At 68.9% G+C, this 12,347-nt stretch carries 10 protein-coding genes; 6 read left to right on the top strand and 4 right to left on the bottom strand.

Features of this window, described 5'->3' with window-relative positions; all coding sequences use genetic code 11:
* Window positions 1–201 precede the first annotated feature (201 nt).
* The 4 genes from KV106_RS09715 to KV106_RS09730 all read left to right on the top strand — a co-directional run bounded on the left by KV106_RS09715 (window position 202) and on the right by KV106_RS09730 (window position 5,996).
* Window positions 202–2,313 (top strand): TonB-dependent siderophore receptor, encoded by a 2,112-nt coding sequence (locus KV106_RS09715; RefSeq protein ID WP_261209746.1) that lies wholly within the window; start codon window positions 202–204, stop codon window positions 2,311–2,313.
* Between the two features lie 52 nt (window positions 2,314–2,365).
* Window positions 2,366–3,556, top strand: a complete 1,191-nt coding sequence (locus KV106_RS09720; RefSeq protein ID WP_261209748.1) for a PepSY-associated TM helix domain-containing protein — start codon at window positions 2,366–2,368, stop codon at window positions 3,554–3,556.
* 4 nt (window positions 3,557–3,560) lie between these two features.
* Window positions 3,561–3,767, top strand: a complete 207-nt coding sequence (locus KV106_RS09725; protein WP_261209750.1) for a hypothetical protein — start codon at window positions 3,561–3,563, stop codon at window positions 3,765–3,767.
* A 90-nt stretch (window positions 3,768–3,857) separates the two neighbouring features.
* On the top strand, window positions 3,858–5,996 hold the full coding sequence (locus tag KV106_RS09730) for a TonB-dependent receptor (RefSeq protein WP_261209752.1): 2,139 nt from the start codon (window positions 3,858–3,860) through the stop codon (window positions 5,994–5,996).
* Between the two features lie 63 nt (window positions 5,997–6,059).
* Here KV106_RS09730 and KV106_RS09735 read toward each other — a convergent pair whose 3' ends face one another.
* The 3 genes from KV106_RS09735 to KV106_RS09745 are packed head-to-tail and all read right to left on the bottom strand — an operon-like array spanning window position 6,060 to window position 8,796.
* Window positions 6,060–6,935 (bottom strand): ABC transporter permease, encoded by an 876-nt coding sequence (locus KV106_RS09735; RefSeq protein ID WP_209544717.1) that lies wholly within the window; start codon window positions 6,933–6,935, stop codon window positions 6,060–6,062.
* 29 nt (window positions 6,936–6,964) lie between these two features.
* Entirely contained in the window at window positions 6,965–7,783 is an 819-nt protein-coding gene (locus KV106_RS09740; RefSeq protein ID WP_261209757.1) for an ABC transporter ATP-binding protein, read from the bottom strand.
* Between the two features lie 2 nt (window positions 7,784–7,785).
* Window positions 7,786–8,796, bottom strand: a complete 1,011-nt coding sequence (locus tag KV106_RS09745) for an ABC transporter substrate-binding protein (protein WP_261209759.1) — start codon at window positions 8,794–8,796, stop codon at window positions 7,786–7,788.
* A gap of 161 nt (window positions 8,797–8,957) precedes the next feature.
* On the opposite strand from KV106_RS09745, the gene KV106_RS09750 reads away from it, so the two are divergent.
* Together KV106_RS09750 and KV106_RS09755 are read left to right on the top strand one after the other, a co-directional pair.
* A complete protein-coding gene (locus KV106_RS09750) occupies window positions 8,958–9,632 on the top strand; it encodes a response regulator transcription factor (protein WP_261209761.1) in 675 nt (224 codons plus the stop codon).
* Window positions 9,629–11,062 carry a sensor histidine kinase gene (locus KV106_RS09755; RefSeq protein WP_261209763.1) on the top strand — a complete coding sequence of 478 codons (1,434 nt, stop codon included), beginning with the start codon at window positions 9,629–9,631 and terminating at the stop codon, window positions 11,060–11,062. The genes KV106_RS09750 and KV106_RS09755 overlap by 4 nt, the downstream gene beginning before the upstream one ends.
* A gap of 3 nt (window positions 11,063–11,065) precedes the next feature.
* Here the strand turns inward: KV106_RS09755 and metK are convergent, their stop codons facing one another.
* Window positions 11,066–12,247: a methionine adenosyltransferase gene (metK, locus tag KV106_RS09760; RefSeq protein WP_093352062.1), complete on the bottom strand. Its 1,182-nt coding sequence runs from the start codon at window positions 12,245–12,247 to the stop codon at window positions 11,066–11,068.
* Window positions 12,248–12,347: the final 100 nt, after the last annotated feature.

Genomic DNA, 12,347 nt, shown 5'->3' on the forward strand with positions numbered 1-12,347 from the left:
CGAATGTTGCAGGGGCGGCAGGCGAAGCTTGACGGGACTATCCCGCGCCTGGTGCGTGCCGATGCCAGCTGCGTTGCGCCGGAACAACGAATCGCCATCTTCCGCAGCGCCCCCTGCACCCTCCCGGAATTGTCAAAAATGTGAACTACTTCGTTCTAGAATGAGAATGATTCTTAATGTCTTGTGAGGAGCGGAGTGGGAATGGCGGTCTTGTTGACGCGGCGCAACGGTTTGGCGCTGATGGGGTGTCTCGCGATCTACGCGAACCAGCAGGTGCTGGCGCAAACGGCCGCCACGACGGCACTGCCCGAAATCCGGGTCGAGGCCCCGGCCGAAACGGCGACCACGCCGGTGAACGGCTACCGCGCGAGGAATGCGGCGACCGCCACCAAGACCGACACGCCGCTGGCCGAGACGCCGCAGTCGGTGACGGTCGTGACCCGCGACCAGATCCTGGACCAGGGCGCCACCAACCTGCAGGATGCGCTCACTTACGCGGCCGGCGTGCGCTCCGATGCCTACGGCCTGGACTCGCGCTCCGACAGCTTCCTGGTGCGCGGCAGCGATGCCTCGGTCTACCTCGACGGGCTGCAGCTCTTCTCCGCGGGCTGGTACACCGCGACCGCGCGGCCCGACCCCTACACGCTCGAGCGCCTCGAGGTGCTGCGCGGCCCGTCGGGCATGCTGTTCGGCGCCGGCACGGCCGGTGGCGTGATCAACATGGTCAGCAAGCGGCCGCAGACGCAGGCCGCGCGCGAAGTGGGCGTGCAGTTCGGCTCCTGGGGCCGCAAGCAGATCCAGGCCGACCTGACCGGACCGCTGACGGCCGACGGCGACTGGTCGTACCGCCTCGTGGCGCTGCAGCGCAAGTCCGACACGCAGGTCGACTACGTGCCCGACGACCGCACGCTGGTCATGCCCTCGCTGACCTGGCGCCCGAGCGCCGCCACCTCGCTGACCCTGCAGGGCCTCTACCAGAAGGACAAGACCGGCAGCACCTCGCAGTTCCTGCCGTGGCAGGGCACGATCCTGCCGAACGTCAACGGCAAGCTGCCCGTGAGCCGCTTCATCGGCGAGCCCGGCGACGGCTACGACACCGAGCGCAAGACCTTCGGCTGGCTGTTCGAGCACCAGTTCAACGACAACTGGTCGTTCCGGCAGAACTTCCGGATGTCGCGCACCTACAACGACTCGCACTACCACTATGCGGACTTCTTCTCCATCCCCGGCGGCTGGGGCATGGACCCGATCGGCCAGCGCGTGATCGGCCGCATCAACGACAAGTCGCTGACCTGGACCCGCATGACGGGCATCGACAACCATGTCGAGGGCCACTTCGACACCGGCGCGCTGCGCCACACGCTGCTGGTGGGCGCCGAGTACTCGCGCCAGCGCCAGGACAAGTACGAAGGCTCGGCCTACAGCGCCATCGACGCCTACGCCCCGGTCTACGGCCTGGGCTACGTGCCGGTGACCGACCTGAGCTGGAAGCCCCGCACCACGCAGCGCAATGCCGGCGTGTACCTGCAGGACCAGATGAAGCTCGACAACTGGATCTTCGTCGCGGGCCTGCGCCATGACCGCAGCACGGCCGGCACCGAAGGCAGTGCCTCGGAGACCACCACCGCCACCTCGCGTCGGCTCGGCGTGATGTACACGCTGCCCTCGGGCTGGGCGCCCTACCTGAGCTACACCGAGTCGTTCACGCCGCAGGCCGGCACGGACGCCAACGGCCGGCTGTTCAAGCCGCTGCGCGGCGAGCAGGTCGAGGCCGGCGTCAAGTACCAGCCCATGGGTTCGCCGACCAGCTTCACGGCCTCGGTCTTCTCGCTCAAGGAAAAGAACCGCACCGTCTCCGACAGCACCAATCCGAACTACGGCCGCCAGGTCGATTCGAGCAAGAACAAGGGCCTCGAGCTCGAGCTCAAGACCACGCTCGCGCGCGACCTCGACCTGATCGCCAACTACACCTACATCGAGGTCGATCCCAAGCTCACCGACACGCCGCGCAACCAGCTGTCGGTCTGGGGCAAGTACCGCTTCGCCGTCGGCGGCATCACGGGCTTCTCGGCCGGCGCCGGCGTGCGCTACATGAGCGGCTTCCGCGACATCGAAAGCACGGGCGCGGGCCCGCGCGTGCCGTCGGTGGCGCTGCTCGACCTGATGCTGGCCTACGAGTCGGACAAGTGGCGCTATGCGCTCAACATCAACAACGTGACCGACAAGATCTACTTCAGCACCTGCCTGGCCCGCGGCGACTGCTGGTACGGCACGCGCCGCAACGTGGTCGCCACCGCGACTTACAAGTTCTGAGGCTTTTGCAGCCGCCGCCACGCCGAGCCTCGGGGACAATTCCGCCATGTCGATGAACAGCCGAAAAATCAAGACCTGGGCCTGGGTGCACAAGTGGAGCAGCCTCGTGTGCACGGTCTTCATGTTGCTGCTGTGCCTGACGGGCTTGCCGCTGATCTTCCACCACGAGATCGGCCACCTGCTGGGCACCGAGGTCGAGGCGCCGAAGATGCCCGCGGACACGCCGCGCGTGAGCCTCGACCGCGTGCTCGAGGTGGCGCGCGCGCAGCACCCCGACCGCGTGGTGCAGTTCGCCTCGCAGCCCGAGGATGACGACGGCCTCTGGTTCGTCACGCTCACGCCCACGCCCGCGCCCACCGACGACTTCAAGTCGGTCGCGGTCGATGCCCGCACCGGTGCCATCCTCGCGCAGCCGAAGTTCGACGAGGGCTTCATGTACGTGATGTTCAAGCTGCACGTCGACCTGTTCGCGGGCCTGCCGGGCAAGCTGTTCCTCGGCTTCATGGGCTTCCTGCTGCTGGTCGCGATCGTCTCGGGCGTGGTGCTCTATTCGCCGTTCATGCGCAAGCTCGACTTCGGCACGGTGCGCCGCGAGAAGCGCCCGCGCCTCAAGTGGCTCGACCTGCACAACCTGCTGGGCATCGTCACGCTGGTGTGGCTGTTCGTGGTGGGCGCCACCGGCATGATCAACACCTGGGCCGACCTGGTGATCAAGTACTGGCAGTACGACCAGCTCAGCACGCTGCTCGCGCCCTACAAGAACGAGCCCGTGGTCGCGGTGAGCGAGCGCGGCTCGGTGCAGCGCTCCTACGAGGCGGCGATGCAGCAGGCACCGGGCAACCGGCTGTCGTTCATCGCCTTCCCGGGCACCTCGTTCTCGAGCCCGCACCACACCACTTTCTTCCTGCAGGGCAAGGAGCCCTTCACCTCGAAGCTGCTGCAGCCGGTGCTGGTCGATGCGAAGACCGCGCAGGTCACGGCGGCGCCGAAGCTGCCCTGGTACCTCACGGCGCTGCTGGTGTCGCAGCCGCTGCACTTCGGCGACTACGGCGGCATGCCGATGCAGATCCTCTGGGCGCTGCTCGACATCGCGACCATCATCGTGCTGGGCAGCGGCCTGTACCTGTGGCTCAAGCGCGGCAACACCGTGCCCGCGGCGACTTCCAGGGCGACCGCCGAACGTCCGCGGCGCGAGGAGGGCGGCGCACCGCAGGCCGATCCCGCGCCCGCATTGAAAGCCTGAGCCCATGACCGCAAAGCATCCGCAGCACCACGGCTTCTGGCGCCTCTGGGGCTGGCCGATCGCCCTCGGCCTGCTCACCATCTTCGGCCTGATCTCGGCGCTGTTCAGCGATGGCGGCCTGGGCGATGTGCTGGCCTGGATCACGCTCGGCATCCCGGTGGCGGTGGGCGTGTGGTACGGCTGGTGCCGGCCGCGCCCGGCCAGCGAGTAGCGCGTCGCATCGCATCGATGCGCGCATGGCGCGCGCCACGGTGAGAAACCCCGAGGTCCGGCCGCGGCGCGACACCGCAGAATCGGCGGCATGAAACCCGTTGCCGCCGCTGCCGTCGCCTGTCTCCTGCTCGATCTCTCTGCGGCTTCGCGTGCGCAGTCCGTGACCGAGGCGCCGTCGCCGTTCGCGGGTGCCTCGCTGCGCGAGATCACCGTCTCCACGCCGCGCGGCGAGGTCGCGCCTTTCAACGTGCCGGGCTCGGTCGATCGCGTCGACGGCGAGTCCATGCGCGATGGCCGCCTCGGCGTGAACCTGTCCGAGAGCCTGGGCGGCGTGCCCGGGCTGCAGGTGCAGAACCGGCTCAACTACGCGCAGGACCTGCAGCTCTCGATCCGCGGCTTTGGCGCGCGCTCGACCTTCGGCGTGCGCGGCGTGCGGCTCTATGTCGACGGCATTCCCGCCACCCTGCCCGACGGCCAGGGCCAGACCTCGAACATCGACATCGGCTCGCTCGACCGCGTCGAGATCCTGCGCGGTCCGTTCTCGGCGCTCTACGGCAATTCCTCGGGCGGCGTGCTGCAGGCCTTCACCGCCTCGGGCGAGGGCCGGCCGAAGCTGGCCTACTCGGCGGCGGGCGGCAGCAACGGCACCTGGCGCCAGTCGCTGCAGGCCAGCGGCTCGCAGGGCGCCGTCGACTACCTGCTGGGCGCCAGCCGCTTCCAGACCGACGGCTGGCGCGAGCACAGCGCCGCGCGGCGCGACATCGCCAACGGCAAGCTCGGCATCGCGCTCGACAACGGCGACCGGCTCACGCTGGTCGTCAACAGCGTGCGCATCGATGCGCAGGACCCGCTGGGCCTCACGGCCGACCAGTACGCGCTGGCCCCGCGCCTCGCGCCGCTGGCCGTGCAGTACGACACCCGCAAGACCGTCGAGCAGACCCAGGCCGGCCTGCTCTACGAGCGCCGCCTGAGCCAGACGCAGCAGCTGCGCCTGATGGTCTACGGCGGCGAGCGCAAGACCACGCAGTACCAGTCGATCCCGCCCTCGGCGCAGCAGAACCCGCTGCATGCGGGCGGCGTGATCGACCTCACGCGCCAGTACGGCGGACTCGACCTGCGCTGGACCGGTGCCTTCACCCTGGCGGATCGTCCGTTCGAGCTGGTGGCGGGCCTGGGCTACGACAGCCTGCGCGAATGGCGCCGCGGCTACGAGAACTACCTCGGCAGCGGCGCGGCCCAGATCCTCGGCGTGCAGGGTCGGCTGCGCCGCTACGAGCGCAACGAGGTCTGGAACCTCGATCCCTATGCGCAGGCCACCTGGCGCTTCGCCGAGCGCTGGACGCTCGAGGCCGGCCTGCGGCGCAGCAGCGTGCACTTCGATTCGGGCGACCGCTACATCGTCGGCAGCAACCGCGACGACAGCGGCAGCGCGCGCTATGCCAAGACCCTGCCCGTGGCCTCGCTGCGCTTCCAGGCCACGCGCGACATCGCGCTCTACGGCTCCATCGGCCGCGGCTTCGAGACCCCGACGCTCAACGAGCTGTCGTACCGCGCGGGCGGCGCGAGCGGGCTCAACTTCGCGCTGCGGCCCTCGGTCAACGACAGCCTCGAGCTCGGCGCCAAGGCGCGGCTCGGCGGCGGGCTCTTGACCGCGGCGCTGTTTCGCACCCGCACGCGCGACGAGATCGTGACCGACACCAACATCGGCGGCCGCGCCACCTTCCAGAACGCGGGCCGCACGCGGCGCAACGGCTTCGAGCTGGCCTGGCAGCACGAGACCGAGAACCACTGGCGCACCCAGCTCGCCTACACCTGGCTCGACGCCACCTACCGCGATGCCTTCTGCTCGCCCTCGCCGTGCGCGGCCGCCAACACGGTGGCCGCGGGCAACCGCATTCCGGGCATCGCGCGGCAGTCGTTGTTCGCCTCGTTGGGTTGGGTGCCGCCCGAAGGCTGGCGCGCGGGCGTGGAGATGCGCGCGCTGGGCCGCATCCAGGCCAACGACCTCAACAGCGCGAGCGCGCCGGGCTACGCGGTCGCGGCGGCCTATGCCGGCTATCTCAAGAAGTGGGAACGCTGGGAGTTCAACGCCTTCGCGCGCGTGGACAACCTGTTCGACCGCCGCTATGCCGGCTCGGTCATCGTCAACGAAGGCAATGCGCGCTATTTCGAGCCCGCGCCGGGGCGCAACTGGACGGTGGGCATGAGCGGTTCGTACCGCTTCTGAATCTTCGAGCCACCATGAAGAACGGCGGGCACTGCCCGCCGTCGCGATGGATGGCCAAGCGCCTCAGAAGGCCGCGGGCCGCCACTTCAGCAGCCGCTTCTCGAGCGAGCTCAAGAGAAAGTCGGCCGCCAGCGCGACCACCGCGAGCACGATCATCGCCGCGAACACGCCGCTGGCATTGAAGGCGCCCTGCGCGGTCGAGATCAGCAGGCCGATGCCTTCCTTGGCGCCGAGGAACTCGCCGACCACCGCGCCGACCAGCGCGAAGCCGAAGCTCACGTGCAGGCTCGCGAGGATCCACGACATCGCCGAGGGGATCACCACCGCCATCGTGAGCTGGCGCGGCGAGGCGCCGAGGATCTGCGCGTTCGCGATCATGTACTTGTCGGCTTCGCGCACGCCCTGGAAGGCATTGCCGAAGACCACGAAGAACACCATCACCACCGCGAGCGCCACCTTCGAGGCCATGCCCAGGCCGAGCGCGATCACGAAGATCGAGCCGAGCACCACGCGCGGGATCGAGTTGGCGATCTGGATGTAGAGGCTGAACACGTCCGACAGCAGCTTGTTGCGCCCGAGCACGATGCCGCAGATCACGCCGGCGATGGAACCGATCAGGAAGCCGATCACCGTCTCCTCGAGCGTCACCGCGACCTGCATCCACAGCGACCCCTGGGCCGTGCCGTCGCGCATCCATTCCACGAGCTGGTCGTAGATCATGGTGGGCATCGAATAGAAGAACGGATCGATCCACTTGAGGCGCGCCGCGATCTCCCAGCCGCCGAGCGCGACCACCAGCACGACCAGCCGCAGCGCGATGATCATGCGGCGCCGGCCGCGGATGGCCGCCTGCGCGATCTCGGATTCGCGCGCGAGCGCGGCGTCGCTGAGGGCCGAGGGAAGCTGCGCGGCGGCAGGCGTGGTGGTGGAAGTGCTCATGGCGGCGTGGGAGGGTGTGACAGCGTTGTTCATTGGATGACGACCTCTTCGCGCAGGTCGTTCCAGATGTGCTTGGACAGTTCGATGAACTGCGCGTCGTAGCGCACCTGCGCCATCACGCGCGGTCGCGGCAGGTCGATCTCATAGACGCGCTTGAGCGTGGCGGGCCGCGCCGAGAGCACGAACACGCGGTCGGCCAGCGCGATCGCCTCCTCGAGGTCGTGGGTCACGAAGACCACGCTGCCGCCGTTGTTCGACCACAGCTGCAGCAGCTCGTCCTGCATCAGCGTGCGGGTCTGCATGTCGAGCGCGGAGAAGGGCTCGTCCATCAGCAGGATCTCGGGGTCGTTGATGAAGGTCTGGGCCAGCGCCACGCGCTTGCGCATGCCGCCCGAGAGCTGGTGCGGGTAGTGCTTGCCGAACTTGGCCAGGCCCACGCGGTGGATCCACTGCTGCGCCAGTTCCATCGCTTCCTTCTTCGGCTTGCCGCGGAAGATCGGGCCGGCCGCCACGTTGTCCTCCACGCTGCGCCACGGGAACACCGCGTCGGCCTGGAACACGAAGCCGATGCGCGGATCGACGCCGGTCACCGGCTGGCCCATCACGCGCACATTGCCGACGGTGGGCTTGAGCAGCCCGGTGATCATGTTGAGCGTGGTCGACTTGCCGCAGCCCGTGGGCCCGACGATGGCGACGAACTCGCCGCGCGCCACCGACATGCTGAAGTTGCGCAGCGCGACCGTGGCGTTGCCGTCCTGCGAGATGAAGCGCAGCGACACGTCGTCGAAGTCGATCGCGGAGGTGGCCGCGACGTTGCCGCCGCCGGAGGAGGGAGAGCCGTGGCGCATGGTCATTTCGCCGCCGCGAGGTAGGCGTTGCTGTAGGTCTTCGAGAGGTCGATGTTCTTGCTCTTCACGAGCGGCTTGTAGGTGGCCAGCACCTTGAGCACGGTCTCGGGGCCGCCCGCGGGCATCTTCGCGTCGGCGGTGAACATCGGCAGCGAGGCCTTGAGCGCCTGCACGTAGAGTTCCTTGTCGTTGCCGTAGTAGTCGCGCGGCACCTTCTCGGCGATCTCCTCGGCGCTGTGCGACTGGATGTACTGCATGGTGCGCGCGAAGGCGCGTGCCAGCTTGCCGGCCTCGGCCTTGTGCGACTCGGCCCAGGCGTTCTGCACGTAGAGGCTGGCGGCCGGGTAGAGGCCGCCGAGCGCCTTCACCGTGTCGGCCTCGGTGCGCAGGTCGACCAGCACCTTGGCGTCGCCGCTCTTGATCATCTGCGACACCGTGGGCTCGGTCGTCATGCCGGCCTGGATGCGGTCCTGCTTCATCGCGGCGATGAAGGTGTTGCCGGCGCCCACGGGCAGCAGCGAGTAGTCCTTCGAGGCCACGCCCGCGCGGTCGGCGAGGTAGCGCGTGAGGAAGTCGGTCGACGAGCCCAGGCCGGTCACGCCCAGGGTCTTGCCGCCCTTGGCGTCGGCCATGCTCTTGAAGCCGGCCGCGTCGGCCTTGGTGCTGACCAGCTCGACCTCGCCGGGCACCTTGCAGAAGACGGCGATCGCCTGGATCTCCTTGCCCTTGCTCTGCAGGTCGATGGTGTGGTCGTAGAAGCCGACCACGCCCTGCACGGCGCCGGCGATCAGCTGGTTCTCGGCATCGACGCCCGCGGGCTGCGACTGCAGCTCGACGTTCAGCCCCTCGTCCTTGAAGTAGCCCAGCGCCTCGGTGAGCTTGGCGGGCAGGTAGATGATCTTGTTGATGCCGCCCACCATGATGGTGATGGGCGCGTCGGCGGCCTGGGCGAAGGGCGTGGCGAAGGCGGCGCAGAGCGCGGCGGCGAGCAGGGTGCGGCGGGTGGCGGACATGGGGTCGGGTGTCTCCGGTCGGGGTTGTTCGGTCGGGCCAGTCTAGGAATCGCGATCCTTCGGCCAGCTTTCAGCGCCGGGCGCGATTCCTCATGGTTATCCCTAGGCTGCCGCCTTTCCCGTGGCCCTTCCTAGAATCCACGGCCACTCCCGCCGACCGCATGAAGCTGCTGCTGATCGAAGACAACCCGCAACTCGCGCACTGGCTTGCCAGCCTGCTGCGCGAACAGGACTTCGTGGTCGACCACGTCGCCAACGGCGAGGCCGCCGACCTGCAGCTGGCCCAGGCCGCCTACGACGTGGTGCTGCTCGACCTCAACATCCCGGGCCTGCCGGGCAAGGCGGTGCTGCGCCGGCTGCGCGAGCGCGGCGACACGGTGCCGGTGATCATCCTCACGGCCACCGCCTCGCTCGACCAGAAGGTGCTGTGCCTGGAGATCGGCGCTGACGACTACCTGGTGAAGCCCTTCGAGATCCGCGAGCTGGTGGCGCGCATCAAGGTGCTGGTGCGCCGGCAGATGCCGGGCAAGGCCAACGACATCGCCTGCGGCGACCTGCGCTACGACCTGCGCACGCGCCAGTTCGCGCTGGCCGGCGAGGAACTGGCGCTGCCGCCGCGCGAGCGCACGCTGCTCGAGACGCTGATGCTCAAGGCCGGCAGCACGGTGTCGAAGCAGGCGCTGATCGATGCCATCTTCGGCCTCGACGACGAGCCCAGCGCGGATGCGGTGGACATCTACATCCATCGGCTGCGCAAGAAGCTCGAGGCCAGCCAGGCGACCATCATCACGCTGCGCGGCGTGGGCTACCTGCTGCGCACGCGCCAGGAAGAATGAAGCGCTCCAGCCTGCGCCTGCGCCTCGCGCTGTGGCTGCTGCTGCCGCTGTCGCTGTTCGTGGCGGTCTGCGGCTGGCTCAACTGGCGCAATGCGGCGGAAGTGGCCGACTACGTGCAGGACCACGACCTGCTGTCGTCGGCCAAGGTGCTGTCCGACCGCCTGATCTGGGAGGACGACGACGTGCGGGCCAGCGTGCCGCCATCGGCGCTGAGCCTGTTCGTCTCGCCCGAGCACGACCGCGTGTTCCTTAGCGTGACGGGCGCTAACGGCGAGGTGCTGGCCGGTTCGCCCGACTTCCCGCTGCCGGCCCGGCGCAAGCCCGAGGGCGTGGACCGCGCCCAGTGGTACGACGCGGAATTCGCGGGCCTGCCGCTGCGCGCGGTCGTCACCACGCGCTCGATGTACGAGATCGGCGGCGCGCGCGACATCACCATCGCCGTGGGCAAGACCGAGCGCAGCCGCGACCACATGCTGCGCACGCTGTGGTGGCCGTCGATGGAGTACCTGCTGATCGCGCTGGCGCTGGCCATCGCGCTCGCCGTGGCCGCGCTGACGCTGGAGCTGCGGCCCATCGTGCGGCTGAGCCAGCAGCTCGCGCAGCGCGATCCCCTGCATCTCGACCTGGTGGTGGATCCCGGCGCGCTGCATACCGAGCTGCGGCCGGTGGCCGACACCATCAACCGCTTCGTCGCGCAGTTGCGCGCGCACTCGGAGGCACAGCGGCGCTTCATCGCCGACGCGGCGCACCAGCTGCGCACGCCGCTGGCGATGCAGGCCTCGCAGATCGAGTACGCGCGCTACACGCGCCAGCACCGCGGCGAATGGGACACGCGCCGCGCCGACATGGATGCGATGTGGCTCGCGATGCAGACCAGCAATCGGCGGCTGGTCGACGTCACCAACAAGCTGCTGCTGCTCGCACAGGCCGAGCACGGCGATGCGCACACGCGGCTCGAGCGGGTCGACCTGGCGGCGGTGGCGCTGCGCTGCGTGGAGCAGCTCGCGGCACTGGCCGACCGGCGCCGCATCGACCTGGGACTGGAAGCGCCCGGCACGGCGTTCGTGCGGGCGCAGCCGGCGCTGCTCGATGCGCTGGTCACCAACCTGCTCGACAACGCGTTGCGCTACACGCACGAGGGCGGCCGGGTGACGCTGGGCGTGGGCGTAGGTGAGGCCGCGGACGCGGTCGTGCTGAGCGTGGAGGACAACGGCCCGGGCATTCCCGCCGAGGCGCGCGAGCGCGTGTTCGAGCGCTTCTACCGGGTGGCGCAGGACAGCGAGGGAACGGGGCTGGGGCTGGCCATCGTGCGCGAGATCGCGCGGGCCTTCGATGCCGACGTGGACCTGGCGGCCAACCCGCGCGAGGCGAGCGGGCTGCTGGTCACGGTGCGTTTTCCGCCAGCGGGGCCGGCGGAAAACGCGGGGTAGGCCTCAGAGGCCGGCGGCAGCGCGCAGGGCCGCGGCCTGCGTGGTCGCTTCCCAGGTGAACTCGGGCTCCTCGCGGCCGAAGTGGCCGTAGGCCGCGGTCTTCTGGTAGATCGGGCGCAGCAGGTCGAGCATCTGGATGATGCCCTTCGGACGCAGGTCGAAGTGCTCGCGCACGAGCTCGGCGATCTTCTCGTCGGGGATCACGCCGGTGCCTTCGGTGTAGACCGTGATGTTCATCGGCTGGGCCACGCCGATGGCGTAGGCCACCTGGATCTGGCACTGGCGCGCCAGGCCGGCGGCCACGATGTTCTTGGCCACGTAGCGCGCGGCATAGGCGGCCGAGCGGTCGACCTTCGACGGGTCCTTGCCCGAGAACGCGCCGCCGCCGTGCGGGCAGGCGCCGCCGTAGGTGTCGACGATGATCTTGCGGCCCGTGAGGCCGCAGTCGCCCTGCGGGCCGCCGATGACGAAGCGGCCGGTCGGGTTGATCAGGTAGCGCGTGTTCTGCAGCCATTCCTTGGGCAGCACGGGCTTGATGATCTCCTCGATGATGGCTTCGTTGAACGAGGCCTTCATCTTGGTCGGCGTCTCGCTCTGGTCGGGGCTGTGCTGGGTCGAGAGCACCACGGTGTCGATGCTGTGCGGCTTGCCGTCGACGTAGCGCATCGTCACCTGGCTCTTGGCGTCGGGACGCAGGAAGGGCAGGCGGCCGTCCTTGCGCAGCTGGGCCTGGCGCTCGACCAGGCGGTGCGCGTAGTAGATCGGCGCGGGCATCAGCTCGGGCGTCTCGTCGCAGGCGTAGCCGAACATCAGGCCCTGGTCGCCGGCGCCGGTGTTCAGGTGGTCGTCCGATGCGTGGTCGACGCCCTGGGCGATGTCGTTGGACTGCTTGTCGTAGCAGACCATGACCGCGCAGCCCTTGTAGTCGATGCCGTAGTCGGTGTTGTCGTAGCCGATGCGCTTGATGGTGTCGCGCGCGACCTGGATGTAGTCGACGTGCGCGTTGGTCGTGATCTCGCCGGCGAGCACCACGAGGCCGGTGTTGGTCAGCGTCTCGGCGGCCACGCGGCTGCGCGGGTCCTGCTCGAAGATCGCGTCCAGGATGGCGTCCGAGATCTGGTCGGCAACCTTGTCGGGGTGGCCTTCGGAGACGGATTCGGAAGTGAAGAGGAAGTCGTTCGCCATTTGTTCAAAGCTCCTTGAAGTGGTTTGGCGCGTTGCCAACTCTGCGGAGCCCTGGCGAACGCTTTAGCAGATTGCCGATGAGCCATCGGCGGGCACAATC

Source organism: Variovorax endophyticus (genome assembly GCF_025376855.1).
GTDB lineage: Bacteria > Pseudomonadota > Gammaproteobacteria > Burkholderiales > Burkholderiaceae_C > Variovorax.

Excerpts from the sequence above, each read along its gene's own strand:
- KV106_RS09715 (WP_261209746.1), top strand. The coding sequence starts at position 202 with ATGGCGGTCTTGTTGACGCGGCGCAACGGTTTGGCGCTGATGGGGTGT.
- KV106_RS09720 (WP_261209748.1), top strand. The coding sequence starts at position 2,366 with ATGAACAGCCGAAAAATCAAGACCTGGGCCTGGGTGCACAAGTGGAGC.
- KV106_RS09725 (WP_261209750.1), top strand. The coding sequence starts at position 3,561 with ATGACCGCAAAGCATCCGCAGCACCACGGCTTCTGGCGCCTCTGGGGC.
- KV106_RS09730 (WP_261209752.1), top strand. The coding sequence starts at position 3,858 with ATGAAACCCGTTGCCGCCGCTGCCGTCGCCTGTCTCCTGCTCGATCTC.
- KV106_RS09735 (WP_209544717.1), bottom strand. The coding sequence starts at position 6,935 with ATGAGCACTTCCACCACCACGCCTGCCGCCGCGCAGCTTCCCTCGGCC.
- KV106_RS09740 (WP_261209757.1), bottom strand. The coding sequence starts at position 7,783 with ATGCGCCACGGCTCTCCCTCCTCCGGCGGCGGCAACGTCGCGGCCACC.
- KV106_RS09745 (WP_261209759.1), bottom strand. The coding sequence starts at position 8,796 with ATGTCCGCCACCCGCCGCACCCTGCTCGCCGCCGCGCTCTGCGCCGCC.
- KV106_RS09750 (WP_261209761.1), top strand. The coding sequence starts at position 8,958 with ATGAAGCTGCTGCTGATCGAAGACAACCCGCAACTCGCGCACTGGCTT.
- KV106_RS09755 (WP_261209763.1), top strand. The coding sequence starts at position 9,629 with ATGAAGCGCTCCAGCCTGCGCCTGCGCCTCGCGCTGTGGCTGCTGCTG.
- metK (WP_093352062.1), bottom strand. The coding sequence starts at position 12,247 with ATGGCGAACGACTTCCTCTTCACTTCCGAATCCGTCTCCGAAGGCCAC.